This is a genomic window from Arsukibacterium sp. (assembly GCF_041616895.1).
Classification (GTDB): Bacteria; Pseudomonadota; Gammaproteobacteria; order Enterobacterales; family Alteromonadaceae; genus Alishewanella.
The window spans coordinates 17380-33375 of the sequence record NZ_JBFJPY010000011.1 but is presented as its reverse complement, the minus strand read 5'-3'; the positions used below and the strand labels follow the sequence as shown (position 1 = coordinate 33375).

The window sequence follows — 15996 nt, the reverse complement described above, 5'->3', positions numbered from 1 at the left end:
TTTGCACGGTTAGTCTGCACTGAGCACCTCCCCGTCGACAATTTGCTGGCGCAGTAACATACTGCTGTAACTGGTGGCAAAGCGGCTGTCATCTGATAGTAAACTGGTTGTCAGTGTCAGCAAATCACATTGCACGAGGGTGTCAGACCACACCGCATAACTGGCTGGACAACGGCTGACAACAGTTAACTCTGCTTCGCTAATGTCACTGGTGGTGTCCGTCACTGAATTCAGATGAAGTGTCAGAGCTTGTTGCTCAAACAGCAATTGCCGCTGGGCACTTTGTGCAGACTTAATACTCATCTGACTAATAAATAAATTTGCACTGACAATTAACAGCATTACCAGCAGAAATATTAACGCGCTTATAAGCGCCATACCACTCTGTCGCATACAACCTCCCTGTTGTGGGTAGCCATTCTATGTGGATGAAATAACTGCTTTTCGATTGTTTAACTAAAAGTTGCCGGCGTGGCGACTGCGACTAAAAGGCAGCATTATTAAAATAAACGCTACCGGCCAATAGCAGCCGTCGGTAATGATCATCAGGCGCTTCAAACTGGCTGGCACCCATCTGATAAATTTGCTGATTGACATAACTTGGATCCGGAAAGGTGCTGCGCACTAAAATGTAAAACCGGATGCTGACAATATAGCCCTGTTGCTGTTGCCAGTGTTCGCGGCGCATTAACGCAGTTGGCAGCGTGTAATTTAAGCGGCCATCCGCATCACTATCAATGCCAAATTCAAAATGCAGGCGCTCTACCCCATCAATAATTGAGTCGGTTGCAATTCTGGCGCTACCAGTGGCAGAGCGAACTAGCCTTTTTCGCATCAATACCGGAATGGTCTGCCCATCAACCCGCTGATTTTGTATATAAAAAACTAAATGCTGATAAGGGTAATATACACTGTCAACCTCAAGCCCCGGGCTGTCCTGACTGACAAAACGGCTTTGCTGCCAATGTGGACTAACATAAAACCGGTTCGGCCTCAGCTCTGCTGAGTTGACCGCCAGGCCAATGGCTCTTTTCAGTTGCAATACTTCACTATCGACGGCTAGCGATGTCAGACAATTAAGCTGGCGTCCTGATGTCGCGACTTTGCCGTATAAACTGGTAAAAACCTGACCCGCGACGGGAAAGCTGCCACTATCCAGCTCTGCTTCAACACAATCCGGCGCCGGTGACTCGATTTCAACAGTTGCCTCGCTAATATCACTCAGACTAACACCACCCCAAAAGCCGCTATTCTGCAATTCGTTATGCAGCAGGTTAAGCGCTAACTGGCCATTTTGTTGCAGCTGTGCAAGTTGCTGGCTTTGCCTGGATGACGCTGCCAGGGTAATAAAAATTTGCACGGTAAACCCCAATAACACCAGCCCTAACAGCATGGCGATTAACAGCTCTACCAGTGAAAACCCCCGGCCAGTCATCGTCACGGGAGCCTTGCTGTTAATGCCAGGCCTGAGCGACCGGGCGCCGCTTCGCAGCTCACTGAGGCAGCCTTGTCTGCATTGGCTCTTTGCTGCCAGCTCGCCTGTAACTGCACATTACCTCCGGCGAACTGCAGACAAAACTGCGGCGAGAAGAGAGGTGCTGCGCGCTCTGCTTCGCTTTGCCACAACTGCTGCCAGCGCGCTAACTGGTAATCACGCAATTGCGTATTATTGCAGCTAACCTCAGCCGAACAGTCTGGCAGTTCTGCCGAGCTATCTGGATTAAGTTCAAGGGAAAAAGCAGGGTGGTCGGTTAACACGGCGCCAAGCTCCTGCACCAGGGAAGCACTAAGCGCAACCGCAGTGGTTCGTTGTGTGGCATCTATAACGTATTGTAAAGCGAGGGTTTGCCCGGCTAAAACGCCAAGCAATCCCAGTTTAAGGATCAGTAAGGTGATTAAAACTTCCAGCAGACTCACGCCGCGTTGTAACCGCATATCCGTATGCCATAGTTAATTTACTTAACTATAAAGTTACAACATTATTTCAAAAGATCAAATTATAACCACAATTAATTACCAGCAGCGTTGCACATCAGCGACAGCAAAACCGCCATTCGCCCCTCTACGCCCAGCTTGGTTCAGGGTAAGGGTACCGCAGCCATCGCCTGCCTGAGCTCCGGTTGGAGCCGCACTCAGAAGAAAAGTCCTGTCAGCTACACCGGTAAGACTAAAGGTATAACGGTTGCCTACATCATCCATGCATTGCATTGCCGGCAATACCACCCCTTCATACGAAAAGGCTGCCGTATACCCGCGCTCCATAAACTGGGCCTGCTCCATCAAACAGGCCGCTGCCGCCGCACGGTTGGTGCGCTGCACATAATCCTGATAAGAAGGGTAAGCAATAGCAGCTAAAATACCGATTATTGCTACTACTACCATAAGCTCGATCAGGGTAACACCTTGCTGTTTATATTTCATAATACTACTCATTGATTAGTGAGTTCGCGCCAGGATACCCGGCCCCGAAGTACGCCTGGTGCTACCGTGACATTTGCTATCCGGGTATCGGCTAAACCGATCACCATATTATCTTCAAAAAATACCGGTTCGCTTGGCATACCATCAAAGCGGATCCCGGTAACCGGCACCACAACGTCATCGACCGTTAAACCGTCGTCACTATCGACCACACCGTCATTGTTTCTATCGAAAAATAAGTAACTTAAACGACTGCCGGTATAAGGGCTAACGGACATGACCCAACCACTACCCTGTGGGTTACAATCATTATCACCTGGCGTAATGGTATTAATCACCAGGCTATTACCTACCAGCTGTGGCCGGTTAACTATCCGCTCTCTGGCATCACCTAAATCGATATACCAGCCACGCAACCCCATCATGTCATAGGGCGCGCCAGGTTCGATTACTCTGGCATTGTCAGCCTGTGACACGATATTACGTTGTTTTAAATCTGCTCTGCCATTAATCGCAATGCCGTCACGAATACCATACCAGCTATTTGGATCGCTTAATAACGGGTCTTCGCTGGAGAGCATTTTACCGGTACCAAAAAACACCCATAAATGGCCAGTTTCCGGTTGCGCAGATAACGACAGGCCACCGGTTATCGCTTGTGCATCACCTACGGCATCTTTTGCGGTAAATAACGGCTGCCCACTGTAGGCAACATTCCATTCTGATGGGTTAGTGGAAGATAAATCAAATTTCCAGATATTACCCAATATATCACCGCCAAAGAACCAATCGGTATTACCGTCGCCAGTCGCATCCCAGCCTTCTACCTGGCCCAAACCATTCGGTGAACCACTGGTGGTCTCCAGTCTTTTCAACACTTCACCGTTGGCTAAATCAATAACCAGCAAGCCTGCTTTATTGGTGCTGTTGTTATAACCATAGCCTGCAACTGCCACCCATTTACCGTTATTCAAACGGGCAATCACCGGTTTGTTTGTCGTCACACCAAGCTCAGGATAACGCTTATCCCAAAGTACTTTACCTGCAGCGGTTGTCGACGCTAATGCAGAAGGGTCTGTAACATCAATTGCAAATAAGCTATCACCACCACGCCCCAGTGAACCTAGCAATATTGAACGCCAGGCACTTCCTATGTAAGCATCAAACACCACAGATGAGCCATCAACATAGTACTTGTGTTGATAGTCAGGGTCGGCATACGATTCCAAATCAGCTGCTGTAGTCAGTATCTGCCGTGGCACATAGGCCATCACTTCAGTACCATTGGTGCCGTTAAACGCATGCAGCATACCGTCGTTCGCACCAACATAAACCATCGGCGCCCTGGCAGCATTACTGATTAAAAACGACCGATAGCTGCTGGCACCATCCCAGTTGTATCGTTGGTAATTACGGTTAACCGGCGCAGCAAGATAAAGTGGCGAAGAGTTCGCAATATCACCCAGCAGCGATACCCGCCGCCGGAACTCTGCACTGTCGCCCAGCTCCAGGGATTGATCACCACGCAGATAATTAATCAGGTTTATTTTACCACTTAACGCATTACCATCAGCAGTGACGTTAGTTGGCGTAAAATCCGCGGCAACACCACTTGTTTTGCCAAACAAAATTTTGCGACTGTCCCAGGCAGGGAAATTTGACTGCCATACCGGGGTATTTACATCATCGATATTAAATGACTTCAGTGAACCACTCCACTCACCAGAGTTAAAGCTGCCCTGATAAACAAAGTTATCGGCCTGCATTGAGGTTGTAGTCCCTGCCAGGTTTGAAGCAGATGCTACCCGGTCAATAATCGCAGTAAGCGTACGCTCCAACTTTGAAGCAAACTCATCGGGTTTATCAGCAGTAAAAAAACCACCCCGGCCATTCACTGAGGCATGCAGTAAATCATCGATTTTAGCCGGATTAGTACTTGGACTTAACCAATTGATCGTGGCACCGCTGTTTATTGCCGCGAAAGCGTTGTCAGGATCTTCATTACCCACTACCCCTAAGCCAATACCAAAGGTAACCATATGCTGCCAGAATGCCGGATTAATGGTGCTGGTAGGTACCCGGTTATCCAGGTCAGGCCGTAAATCATTTTTCCAAAACTTCATTGCGACATCGGCTAAAGTTTTATCACGACTATCAGCAAAAGGCGCAACTGGCGTATAAGTGTAATTTGCACCAGTATCCCCCTCAGGTCTCAGAATGGTTGTTCCAGCTGTACCATCCTGATTACCTACTGAAATATCATCGGAGTCCGACCAATAACCATCCGTCATCAGTATGGTAAAACTTTGCCGGCACGAAATATGATCAATGGGTGCTTCAGTGCCAGAACCAGGATTCACACCCCAAGGCCCTCGACTGTCATCTCTGGAATAATATTGACCTGCCGCATTTAATGCCGTTAACAATGGCGTTCCAGCTGCTGGCATCGCTCTGTTATATAAATCGCTGAAGAAACTTGCTTTAGCACTATCTTTAAACTCGCGTACACCTCGCACTATGACATTGGTGTCGACACCATCAATAGTGGAGCTAGACTTATTAATGGCACCAAAGCCAACCCGCATTTTTTCTGATTGACCAACAAAGGCTCGGCCGATACCTGCCCGACTGGTAAGAATACGAGAACGGTGATAGGTATACCAATTGGCAAAATTCTGAATTTCCTGGGCGTATGTACATACGCCCGCAGTACAATCTGTCCGGCTTGTCCGGCCATGACCGCTATACACTGCAGTCACAGGCTTTATTTCAACTTTGGTATAATTGCCCCATACCCAGTTATCACCGCCATTATGATTAAAATATGACGCTGGCCAAAAGTTTCTTACTGTTTCATCACTTTCCGTAGTACAACCACCGGTGCTACTGGTACAACGCACCCAACGGCTATTATTATAATTAGAGTTGGTCACCGTCAAATTTCGAGCCCTACTATTGACGGCACCCGTTGGGCAAGTCCCAGTCCTTACCGGGTTATGCCATGCACAAGCCGGATTGGCATCTGGCATTACCGTACCATCTGCAGTCACCCAGGCTTTATAAGTTACTGCCGGGTCGTAGTAACTTTTATTCATTTGCGGTGAGCGGGAAAACGCATTATAGGGCTGGCCATCTTGTACCGTAGGTACCCGGTTATTATAATCTCCAGCTTCATAGATACCGTCAGCACGAGGGAAAATATAGCGGGCGCTTTGTAAAATTGCTTCATCTGGTAATAATTCAAACTGCATTGAACCCGAGTCATCAATAATAAACATAATATTAGGTGGCACGGAGCTGCCGGTTTGCAACGGCGTTTGCGAAATTTCTATTGCCGCATGCGCTACCGCTGAGCCAAACAACATGCTCGCCAGAAAAGTACACTTCACTGGCAGCATTTTTGAGCGTAATAATTTCATTGTCATATCCTCAGCGGCGCCAGATAGTTTGCAAAGTCACTTCAGCCCGGCCCGGCGTTGCCGGGGTCCTGGCAGTAATGCGGAAGGTAGGTTGTAAACAACCCACCGGCGGTGTAGTAGCACGGTCGCAATTGGGTGGGAACGCCCAATCGCCCATGTATTCAACAATATAACTTGCCGGATTGGCCAGGCCCGTGTTCATTGGCGGTGCCCCTAACCAGGTAACCGGCACTCCCGGTGCCCAGCGGTCTGCAGCCACCGGATCTGGAATATCATAAAAACCAGCGTTATTAATTAATGCTACGGGACCGCCAGGCAGCGGCGCAGCATCCAGTATTCGCTCTGCCACTAACAACGCGGCTTCGGCTTGCTGTAAGGCAAGCTGGCGATCATGTAAATTACCTGTCATCTGTTCCTGAACAGTAGTCCGTTTCATATTACTGACTGCCAGCAAGGTTATTGCCAGTAGTAACAGTAAACTGACGACCAGGGCTACGCCCTGTTGTTTAGAATATAGCTTGTGCACCATTACCCCCTAACCTGTTACGTAGCGACACCATAAAATTAACATTACGGACACTATCTGGAACTTCAAGCCCTTGCATTACCGCTTCGTCCAGCTCAACGGTGACATTTACCGCAATGATGCGGCCCCACCTGCCAGCAGCGGTTACCGCTGCTGCGGTTTCAAAATTCATCGTATCGCCATTTAAAAAAGTCATTTGCATATCAACGACACCAAACAACACTTCTTCATTAACCTGACTATCACCAATTAAAGAGGCACGGTATAACGAATGCACTGCTGCATCATCCTGGCTGGGTGCCACAAACCAGGCTATCGATTCAAATCGCATAAACATGGCGTTGTTGGTAAATCCACGCGCAGGCGCGGTGCCCGGTACCCATGGGTTGATAAACCCCAGATTGGTATCGGCATTCAAGCCGTTGCCATCATGAGTTACGGTATCACCTACCGCCGTTGCCACCTGAAAAATACTGGCAGCGTTTTCGTCACAAGCGATAGCTACCTCTCCGGCATCCACCACTGAATCAGCATTTAAGGTAAACGTTATGCCGTCATAATTGCGAATAGAATTACTGTTGCCCGCAGCAAACATTAACCGTAACGCCTGAGTATCATTTTTTGGCGCAAGCCCGTTAATTACCGGTGCTGGTGCGGCCATCCCCAAAATACCAGAACCATTAGTCCAGTCTGCCCAGGCAGGACGCACTCCTGCTATCGCAATAGTATTTCCTACCCAGGGAGAATTATTACAGCCTGAAAATCCGGCATTACGAATATCCTGCGACATTAATTGGAAACTAAGGCGGGCGGTATTTTGCAGTTCGCTTAACGCCATATTTGCCCGACTGGTAGTTTGGTTGGCAATAAATACACCAATAACGCCGCCCAGAACCACTAATCCCAGCACCATGGCAATCATTAACTCAACCAGTGAAAAACCCTGCTGTTTAATTTTCATGGCATTACCTGCGTTACAATTTCGTTTTCAGCACCTAACCGTTCATCACCCCAATTAATCGTCACCGTATAGCGGTCTACATCCCAGCTCACTACCGGGCATGTTTCATCTCGGGTCGCTTCTTTAACATCCAGCACCCAATTGGCCGTTCCTAATTCTGTACTGCCGACACAATCACTGAAAGCGTAATTGCCTAACCGTGCCTGCTCCGGGTTGGCACGAAACAGTTCCGCCAGAGAATCGGTGAGAATCACCGCCATGGTACGCTCCAACGAGCTATTTGTATTACGCATACTGGACGTTTGTAACGCGGCAACGCCCAGCAAGCCGATCCCCAGCACTAACACAGACACCAGGACTTCCAGTAAGGATACGCCATGCTGTTTTTTTATACCTAATGGGTGTTTTCTCATTTTAAGCACCTTATCAAACCGGATTAGCCGGGGTTGGACAGCTATCAGCCACGTCATTACTCACCACCCGGGTACGGCCTCCAGAGCGAAGTTCAATATCACGACTATTCGGGGTTATGGGGTTGTCTGGCAAACAAATACGGATCACGCCATTTAAGGCGTTATTAGCCGTACCGCTGCGAATTAACCCCTGCGGACTGAAGCGGATAGAACTTCCGGTACTACCGATTGTTGCCTCCACCACACTGTTACTGGCCTGAACCGTTAAATTGGATGACAACATCACGCTGCTGGCTATGGGAGTCGCATCAATAGTGCCGCGAACTAACCAGCCTTGCCAACCCGCGGCAGGCGCCGTAGAGCAGTTTTCCCCATCTGCAGAATGACAGAAAATCATGCTTTGATTCTGCTTAATGGCTTCGGTTCTGGCCAGTATAAGCCCGGCCAGAATATCGTTAGCCTGAGAGGTAAGCCGATTACTGTTCACCAAACTGGCGAAACTCGGCACCGCCACGGTCAGCACTATGGCTAACACCGCAACGGTTACCATCAATTCAATAAGGGTAAACCCATATTGCCTACCTTTCGGCGAGCGCTGGTTTTGCCTGTTATCTGCAACCACTAATGCCATAGTGTTTCCCATTTCTTTGTTATTTAATTGATTAAAACTTTTTGATAGCGTTACCCTAGCAAAAGGCATTGGCTATTCCTATTGCGACCCGGACTAAAGGTTTATTCTGCCGACAAGCGGCATCGTTATTAAAAAGTGCTTATGACGACCTTAACTGCGAGTAAGCTTTAACACCTGCTTAACCTGACTGAGTGCCCGTCGACTGACTTCCAGCCGCTCATCCACCGCAGTTAATTCAATATAATGTTTGCCATCGGCGGTTGAACGGAGCGCACTAAAGTAACTTTTGTTTATCAACGTACTGCGGTGAACCCGCACCAGTTGCTCAGGAAAGCGTTGCTGTAATTGATTCAGGCTAAGCTCCAGTAGGGCTTCACCGCCTTCAAAAACCATACGAACATATTTACTGTCGGCACTAAAATACAACACTTTGCTCAGGGCGATCTGGCGTGTTGCGGAACCAAGTTGATAACTGATAGCTTCATCTGCTGCTGCCTGACGCCCAATGTGGGCCCGGGTACGATTCCCTAAACGGGCCAACGCTGCAGCCAGCCGCTCAGCCGATACCGGCTTTAAAATATAATCTGCTGGACATACCTGATAGGCATCCAGCGCGTGTTGGGGGTGAGCCGTGACAAATATAATAGCTGGTGGCAGCGCCTGACTGGCCAATGTCGCGGCCAGTTGCAAACCATCACCACCTGGCATATTGATATCCAACAGCAATACATCGGGCTGCAATTGCTGGCACATTTCCAGAGCTTGCTGGCTGTTCTGCGCCTCACCGACACAACTGAAACCGCTGACCGGTGCCAACAAGCGTTGCAGTCTGGCTCTTGCCAGAGGTTCATCGTCAACAATTAATACTTTCATCCGCCCGGGCCAGCCTGGTTTTTAGGGAGAACCAGTTTAACCCGGAACTGACCATTAACAATACTGCGGGTTAAACTGGCACTGTCACCAAAATACAGTTGCAGGCGTTGCCGGATATTGGCCAGCGCCACGCCATTACTGCGACTTCTATCCAGCGCAGGTGCAAAAGGATTAGTAATCAGCACGGTAACCGACTGGCTACTATTAATCAGTTCAATATCAATGGTGCCGCCATATTTAGCGCTTTCGATACCGTGACGTACTGCATTTTCCAGCAGCGGCTGTATCGTCAGCGCCGGCAGCTGTAATTTGGGTAAGCTGTCCGGTAATTGCCAGTTTTGCTGCATACGCTCACCCAACCGCCATTGCTCCAGCGCTAAATATTGCCTGGCCAGGGTGAGTTCCTCGGTCAGACTAATCTGCTCGCCCGCGTGCATCGCAGCACGAAATAAATCGGCCAGGTTTAATAATGCCTGTTCGGCAGCCTGGCTGTCGTGCTGAGTAAGTTCTGCTGCGGTATTTAAACTATTAAATAAAAAGTGTGGCTGGATCCGCGCCTGCAACGCCCCTAACTCGGCCCGGCTCTGCGCAGCCAACTGCTGACTGCGCTCGGCATGCATCAGTCCGAGCTGAATTGCCATCAACCCCACCACCAGGGCTATCATCAGATTTGCCAGAATAAAATGGATAAAATGTTGGGAAAGCAACACGCCGGCATCATGCAACCATAACCAAGCAAGGCTACTTATCAGCGCCGTGATAGTACAGAGTAATAGCAAACAGCTGGCGGCTATGGATAAAGGTCTTTGGCGGGCCAATACTGGTCGCAGCTTGCAGTAACTGTAGCCCGACAGCAAGGCTATCCAGTGTACAAATAAACTGATTAGCCCTAAACGTTGCCAGGGGCTTTCAGCCGTGCCTGGTGCAAAAGCAAGCAAAATAGCCACAGCCTGTGCCAGTACCAGTACTCTTAGCACCATTCTGCCGTGGCAGAGATCAGGCAGCGGAAATAGCAGGGTAGACTTGCCGGTTACTGAATTATTCACCTGTCCTCCTGCCTGATGTCATCTATGGCTTAACGCAACTCTGCCGGTATGGCAAACACCACGTTCTCTGGCCTGCCCGGGTTTTCATTTACCGTCTGGCCGCCCCACATTTTAAGCTGCGCCACCACTTGCTGTACTAACACCTCGGGTGCTGATGCCCCGGCAGTAACACCTACCGCGTTAATATTCTCCAGCCAGCTTTGCTGAATATCATTGGCGGTATCAATTAAATAAGCCGTACAGCCAATTTTCTCGGCCAGCTCACGTAAACGGTTTGAATTACTGCTGTTTTTCGCTCCTACCACTAACAGTAGATCCGCCTTTGATGCTAAATCACGTACTGCATCCTGCCGGTTTTGGGTGGCATAACAAATATCATCTTTACGCGGCCCGTCAATCTCAGGGAAACGTTGGCGCAGTGCTGTTATCACATCTGCAGTATCATCAACTGACAAGGTGGTCTGACTGGAATAACACAGCTGTGCCGGATTTTTCACCTGTAAGCGGGCAACGTCCTCAACCGACTCAACCAGATAAATACCGCCTTGCGGATTATCATATTGGCCCATGGTGCCTTCCACTTCCGGATGGCCGGCGTGACCAATTAAAATACATTCAATGCCTTTGCGACTGGCCCGGGTAACTTCCATATGCACTTTGGTAACCAAAGGACAGGTGGCATCGAATACTTTTAGTCCGCGTTGTTTGGCGTTTTCGCGCACAGCCTGTGATACACCATGCGCGCTGAAAATGACGATGTTACCATCGGGTACTTCATCCAGCTCATCCACAAACACTGCGCCACTGCGACGTAAGCCATCTACCACAAACTTGTTGTGCACGACTTCGTGTCGCACATAAATAGGATGCTCATATAATTCCAGAGCCCGCTCGACAATACTGATGGCACGATCGACCCCGGCACAAAAACCCCGCGGGTTGGCTAATAAAATATCCATCTGCTTAGCTCACTTTTACGATTTCAATGTTAAACGTCAGGGTTTGCCCGGCCAGGGGATGATTAAAATCTACTGTTACAGATTCACCCACTACGTCCCTAACCAAGCCCGGCAGTTCGGAACCATCTGGCATGGTAAAACCAATGATGCTTCCGACTTTGGCTGGGGCATCGCCGGAAAACTTACTTCGATCGACATAAAAGATATTATCCGGATTCGGCATGCCATAAGCGTCTTGTGGCGCCAGAGTAAAAGTTTTTTTATCGCCAGCAACCAAGCCAATCAATTGCGCTTCAAACGCCGGGGAGATACTGCTGTCGCCCATTTGCAGTTTTGAGGGCTTATTGTGCACCCGGGTGCTTTCTGCTGCACTGCCATCGGCCAAAGTAATATCAAAATGAAATAACACACTACTGTTTGCACTAATGGCTGCCTGCGTCATGCTTTTACCTCAGGTTTACTGCTAAAACTATCCCATATTAGTAAGACGGCGCCAATAAAGATCACCGAATCTGCCAGGTTAAATACCGGATAGCTCCAGTTTTTATAGAACACATGCAGCATATCAATCACATAACCATAAACAACCCGATCAATTAAATTGCCAATGGCGCCAGCCAATACCAACGCCAGGGCCAGACTAAGTTTTTGCTGTCCACGCCCCACCCGGCTTAACCAGATGGCAATAACAATACTGATCACCACTGCAATAGCCGTAAAAAACCAGCGCTGCCAGCCACCGGCATTACTCAGAAATGAAAATGCCGCACCGTGATTGTAAACATGCGCCAGCTCAAATACGGGTAATAATGGTATGCTGCCCTGATACGGAATAGCATGCAGCACCCATTGTTTTGAAACCTGATCGGCGATGATCAGCAGCACGATCAACCACCACCAACGCCAGCCCGTTTCTTTAAGTAACTGCATCAGGCAAATTTCCTCAGTTCACCAACGCCGGCGACATTACTGACACAACGTAAGCAAATGCCGGGGTGAGCACTATCGGCCCCCACATCATGCCGGTGATGCCAACAGCGTTCACATTTGGCAGCGGCTGAGGCGACAACCAGCACTTTTAAACCGGCAATATCAGTGGTAACCGCATTGGCAGGAGCGTCATCGCTACTTACCTGCGCAGTTGACGTAATTAAAGCAAAACGTAACTCGTCACCCAGCTTCGCAAGCGCCGCAGCCAGTTCAGCGCTGGCGTATAAAGTTACCTCGGCTTGCAAGGACGCACCAATCCGATCTTCACGGCGGGCCGCTTCCAGTACCTTGTTAACTTCATCTCGTACCAGCAAAAGTTGTTGCCAGTATTCATCATCAAACTTTCCGGCTGGCATTGTCGCCAGCGCATCGTACCAGACATCGGTAAAGACATACTTGCTGCGATCTCCGGGCAGGGCCTGCCAGATTTCCTGGGCAGTAAAGCTCATCACCGGGGCCATCCAGCGCACCATGCCTTCCGCAATGTGGTACAGCGCGCTCTGGCACGACTTACGGGCAACACTGTCTTTATGCGCGGTGTATTGACGGTCTTTAATCACATCCAGATAAAAACTGCCAAGCTCTACCGTGCAGAAATTCATTAACTTCTGACTGACCTGTAAAAATTGGTAATTATCATAGGCCTCAACAATTTCCTGCTGTAGTTTAGCCGCCCGGCTTACCATCCACAGGTCCAGCTCAACCATTTCATTAAACGGCACCAAATCCGTTGCCGGATTAAACCCATTCAGGTTAGCCAGTAAAAAGCGCGCAGTATTGCGAATACGGCGGTATTTATCGGCAGCCCGGTTTAATATCTCATCCGAAACGGTTATTTCAGAGGTGTAATCGGTTGTGGCAACCCATAACCGTAAAATATCAGCACCTAATTTATTCATGACCTCTTGCGGCGACACGACATTACCCAGTGACTTCGACATTTTACGACCTTCACCGTCAACGGTGAAACCGTGGGTCAGCACCTGTCGATAGGGCGCATGCGTTTTACTCGCTACCCCAGTCATTAACGATGACATAAACCAGCCGCGATGCTGATCAGAGCCCTCAAGATATAAATCTGCCTGCTTCGCCTGATTAAACTCTGGTCGTTGGTCAACCACAAAAGCATGAGTTACCCCTGAATCAAACCAGACATCCAGCGTATCACTCACTTTGACATAACGCTCTGCATCCGTCCCCAGCAGTTCGCTTGCTTCCATATCAAACCAGGCCTGAATGCCGCCCTGTTCTACCTTTTGGGCTACCTGCTCCAGTAACACCTGAGTTTGTGGGTGCAAGGCTCCGGTATCTTTATCAACAAACAACGCAATCGGTACGCCCCAGGTACGTTGGCGGGAAATACACCAATCCGGCCGACCGGCAACCATCTTCTCTATTCGCTGCTGGCCCCAATCCGGGATCCAACGGGTACTGGCGATTTCGGTCAGTGATTTCTGGCGTAAACCTTGTTTATCCATACTGATAAACCACTGCGGTGTGGCGCGGAAAATAATCGGCGTTTTATGGCGCCAGCAATGAGGATAACTGTGCTTGTAAGCTTTATGGACCAGCAACGCCCCAGCGGCTTTTAATGCCTCTACCACACTGTCGTTAGCTTTAAACACGTGCTGACCGGCAAACAATGGTGTATCTGGCAGATAGACGCCATTTGCCCCTACCGGGTTTGCAACTTCCAGCCCATATTGTTTACCCACCACAAAGTCTTCCTGGCCATGGCCTGGCGCCGTATGCACGCAGCCAGTGCCTGACTCGGTGGTAACATGTTCACCCAGAATAACCGGCACGCTGAAATCATAAAGTGGATGGCGGATCTGCACTAACTCCAGTGTTTCACCTTTGCAAAAGCCAAGCGCGTGATAATGCTCGATATTCGCGCGGGCCATTACCTCGTTAACCAGATCGGTGGCGATAATTAAACGCTCCGGACCATTCGGGCCCTGCTCTACCTGCACCAGGCTGTAATCGAGTTTGGCATTAACCGCTACGGCCCGGTTAGCAGGAATTGTCCAGGGCGTGGTGGTCCAGATCACTACCGACACCGGGCCTTGGCCACGATGTTGCTCAGGATGGTCGAATTTATCCACCAGCTGCTCATCAACCAGGGTAAAACGCACATCAATTGCAGGGGATACTTTATCCTGATACTCCACTTCCGCTTCGGCCAGCGCCGAACCACAGTCAGTACACCAATGCACCGGTTTAAAACCCTGCTGTAAATGGCCGTTGTCAATAATCCGGCCCAATACCCGGATAATATTGGCCTCAGAGCTAAAATCCATGGTCCGGTATGGATTATCCCAGTCACCCAGCACTCCTAAGCGCACAAAATCGACTTTCTGCGCTTCAATTTGGGTTTGTGCATAATCACGACAGTGCTGGCGAAATTCGGCTACCGTCAGTTTGGTGCCGGGTTTACCATATTTCTTTTCAACAACCAGCTCAATGGGCAGGCCGTGACAATCCCAGCCAGGTACATAAGGGGCATCATAATCAGACAAGGTTTTTGCTTTAACAATAATGTCTTTCAGAATTTTATTAACGGCGTGGCCAATATGAATGTTGCCATTGGCGTAAGGAGGACCGTCGTGCAAAATAAAACTTTTTTTGCCTTTTTTGGCACTGCGGATCTGCTGATACAGGTTATCTTCTGTCCACTTCGCCAGCATTTGCGGCTCGCGCTGCGCCAGATTGCCGCGCATGGCAAACGCCGTTTCAGGCAGGTTAAGGGTATGCTTATAATCGCTCATCCGTTTTATTCCGTTTTTAAAAGTTAGCTTATGCTGCTGGCATGAGTAGCCAGGCGACTAAAATACATTTTGGCAGCATGCATATCTGCCGTAATTTGATGCTGCAAGGCGGTCAGATCCGCGAAACGCTGCTCAGATCGTAACTTATGGCGCAACGTTACGGCTATCTGACTGCCGTATAAATCACCTTTAAAATCAAAAAGATGTGCTTCAAGCTGTTCTCGCTGACCTTGCACTGTAGGCCGATTACCAATGTTTGCCACGCCCTGAAAACGACCATATTTGGTCTCAGCAGTAATGGCGTAAACGCCACTAACCGGTAATTTGCGCCGGTATAGCCAGACATTAGCCGTTGGAAAGCCGAGATCCCGTCCCAGCTTGCGACCATGCCTCACCCGGCCGGTCAAACTAAATGGCCGCCCCAACATGGTTTCTGCTGCGTGTAAATCATCCTGCTGCAATGCCTGACGGATCAAGGTACTACTTACCCGCTGTTGGCCAAGTTTCAAACTCGAGGTACTGGTCAGGCCAAACTGATAGCGCGCTGCGGCCGCTGCCAGCATGTTAAAATCACCTGCCCGATTGTTACCAAACCGAAAGTCATCACCGACAATAAGCTGCTTCGTACCCAGTTGGGTTAACAACAGCTGTTCGATAAATACCTCGGGCTGCAATGCGGCAAAACGCGGATTAAAGTTAACGCACACTAAACGGTCAATGCCCAGCCACGACAACTGGCTATATTTCTCCCGAAATCGGCTTAACCTGGCTGGCGCGGCGCTACCGGCAAACAATTCCAGTGGTTGCGGTTCAAACACCATAACGCAGGAGGGTAAGTTAGATTGCTCCGCTAAGGCCCGCACTTGTTGCAGTACCGCCTGATGCCCAAGATGCACACCATCAAAGTTGCCTATGGTCAACACACAGCCGTGATGCCTGGGTTGTATGTTATGTAAGCCGCGAATTAACTCCATGCCTGCCTTAAGGTT

Annotated in this window: 16 protein-coding genes; all 16 read right to left on the bottom strand. The window is 49.3% G+C overall.

Going from position 1 to position 15996, the window contains the following annotated elements:
• Positions 1 to 9: 9 nt before the first annotated feature.
• A complete protein-coding gene (locus ABY802_RS03580) occupies positions 10 to 393 on the bottom strand; it encodes a hypothetical protein (protein ID WP_372625638.1) in 384 nt (127 codons plus the stop codon).
• Positions 394 to 484: 91 nt separating this feature from the next.
• The gene (locus ABY802_RS03575; protein ID WP_372625655.1) at positions 485 to 1435 is read right to left on the bottom strand and encodes a PilW family protein; all 951 of its coding nucleotides are present in this window, start codon (positions 1433 to 1435) and stop codon (positions 485 to 487) included.
• Between the two features lie 2 nt (positions 1436 to 1437).
• Positions 1438 to 1935 (bottom strand): hypothetical protein, encoded by a 498-nt coding sequence (locus tag ABY802_RS03570; RefSeq protein ID WP_372625637.1) that lies wholly within the window; start codon positions 1933 to 1935, stop codon positions 1438 to 1440.
• 78 nt (positions 1936 to 2013) lie between these two features.
• Positions 2014 to 2421, bottom strand: a complete 408-nt coding sequence (locus tag ABY802_RS03565) for a type IV pilin protein (RefSeq protein ID WP_372625636.1) — start codon at positions 2419 to 2421, stop codon at positions 2014 to 2016.
• A gap of 8 nt (positions 2422 to 2429) precedes the next feature.
• Positions 2430 to 5840: a pilus assembly protein gene (locus tag ABY802_RS03560; RefSeq protein WP_372625635.1), complete on the bottom strand. Its 3411-nt coding sequence runs from the start codon at positions 5838 to 5840 to the stop codon at positions 2430 to 2432.
• 10 nt (positions 5841 to 5850) lie between these two features.
• Positions 5851 to 6369, bottom strand: coding sequence for a PilX N-terminal domain-containing pilus assembly protein (locus ABY802_RS03555; RefSeq protein ID WP_372625634.1), 519 nt, complete (start codon positions 6367 to 6369; stop codon positions 5851 to 5853).
• A complete protein-coding gene (locus ABY802_RS03550; protein ID WP_372625633.1) occupies positions 6347 to 7327 on the bottom strand; it encodes a prepilin-type N-terminal cleavage/methylation domain-containing protein in 981 nt (326 codons plus the stop codon). The genes ABY802_RS03555 and ABY802_RS03550 overlap by 23 nt, the downstream gene beginning before the upstream one ends.
• Positions 7324 to 7740 (bottom strand): type IV pilus modification protein PilV, encoded by a 417-nt coding sequence (pilV, locus tag ABY802_RS03545; RefSeq protein WP_372625632.1) that lies wholly within the window; start codon positions 7738 to 7740, stop codon positions 7324 to 7326. Before pilV ends, ABY802_RS03550 begins: the two co-directional genes overlap by 4 nt.
• Before the next feature lie 13 nt (positions 7741 to 7753).
• Complete coding sequence (locus ABY802_RS03540; RefSeq protein ID WP_372625631.1) at positions 7754 to 8371, bottom strand: GspH/FimT family pseudopilin; 618 nt, start codon at positions 8369 to 8371, stop codon at positions 7754 to 7756.
• Positions 8372 to 8521: 150 nt separating this feature from the next.
• Positions 8522 to 9244, bottom strand: coding sequence for a LytR/AlgR family response regulator transcription factor (locus tag ABY802_RS03535; protein ID WP_372625630.1), 723 nt, complete (start codon positions 9242 to 9244; stop codon positions 8522 to 8524).
• Complete coding sequence (locus ABY802_RS03530) at positions 9241 to 10290, bottom strand: sensor histidine kinase (protein ID WP_372625629.1); 1050 nt, start codon at positions 10288 to 10290, stop codon at positions 9241 to 9243. Before ABY802_RS03530 ends, ABY802_RS03535 begins: the two co-directional genes overlap by 4 nt.
• Positions 10291 to 10319: 29 nt before the next feature.
• Positions 10320 to 11249: a 4-hydroxy-3-methylbut-2-enyl diphosphate reductase gene (gene ispH, locus ABY802_RS03525; RefSeq protein WP_372625628.1), complete on the bottom strand. Its 930-nt coding sequence runs from the start codon at positions 11247 to 11249 to the stop codon at positions 10320 to 10322.
• A 4-nt stretch (positions 11250 to 11253) separates the two neighbouring features.
• Positions 11254 to 11691, bottom strand: a complete 438-nt coding sequence (fkpB, locus tag ABY802_RS03520) for an FKBP-type peptidyl-prolyl cis-trans isomerase (protein ID WP_372625627.1) — start codon at positions 11689 to 11691, stop codon at positions 11254 to 11256.
• Entirely contained in the window at positions 11688 to 12179 is a 492-nt protein-coding gene (gene lspA / locus ABY802_RS03515; protein ID WP_372625626.1) for a signal peptidase II, read from the bottom strand. The genes fkpB and lspA overlap by 4 nt, the downstream gene beginning before the upstream one ends.
• Positions 12179 to 15007: an isoleucine--tRNA ligase gene (gene ileS, locus ABY802_RS03510; protein ID WP_372625625.1), complete on the bottom strand. Its 2829-nt coding sequence runs from the start codon at positions 15005 to 15007 to the stop codon at positions 12179 to 12181. Before ileS ends, lspA begins: the two co-directional genes overlap by 1 nt.
• 23 nt (positions 15008 to 15030) lie before the next feature.
• Positions 15031 to 15981, bottom strand: a complete 951-nt coding sequence (gene ribF, locus ABY802_RS03505) for a bifunctional riboflavin kinase/FAD synthetase (protein ID WP_372625624.1) — start codon at positions 15979 to 15981, stop codon at positions 15031 to 15033.
• Positions 15982 to 15996 lie beyond the last annotated feature (15 nt).